Below are 238 nucleotides of genomic sequence, written 5' to 3'. Positions count from 1 at the left end.
CGCACGATGACCAAACCGTCTGGCTTGTCGATTTCAGCCGCGATCTTTGCAAGCAACTCATTAGGCGCAACGCCAATGGAACAAGTCAGAGCGGAGCCAAGATTTTCACGCAATGCCGCTTTGATCGCCAATCCCAGAGCTTCAGCCTGACGGGATTCTGACGGCAGCAAACGGCAAACCAGCTCATCAATCGAGCGCACCCCCCCCCCCCCCCCCCCCCCCCCCCCCCCCCCCCCCC

1 protein-coding gene is annotated in these 238 nt (G+C 61.8%); it reads right to left on the bottom strand.

What is annotated here, in order from left to right:
- Window positions 1-200, bottom strand: a 200-nt coding sequence (locus tag HBA93_RS23335) for a Y-family DNA polymerase (protein ID WP_502910192.1), incomplete at its 3' end; no start/stop codon positions are given.
- Window positions 201-238: the final 38 nt, after the last annotated feature.

This window comes from Ochrobactrum sp. SFR4 (genome assembly GCF_019730395.1).
In the GTDB taxonomy this organism is placed as follows: Bacteria; Pseudomonadota; Alphaproteobacteria; order Rhizobiales; family Rhizobiaceae; genus Pseudochrobactrum.
The sequence above is the reverse complement of the archived record's forward strand: the minus strand, read 5'-3'. Positions and strand labels throughout refer to the sequence as shown.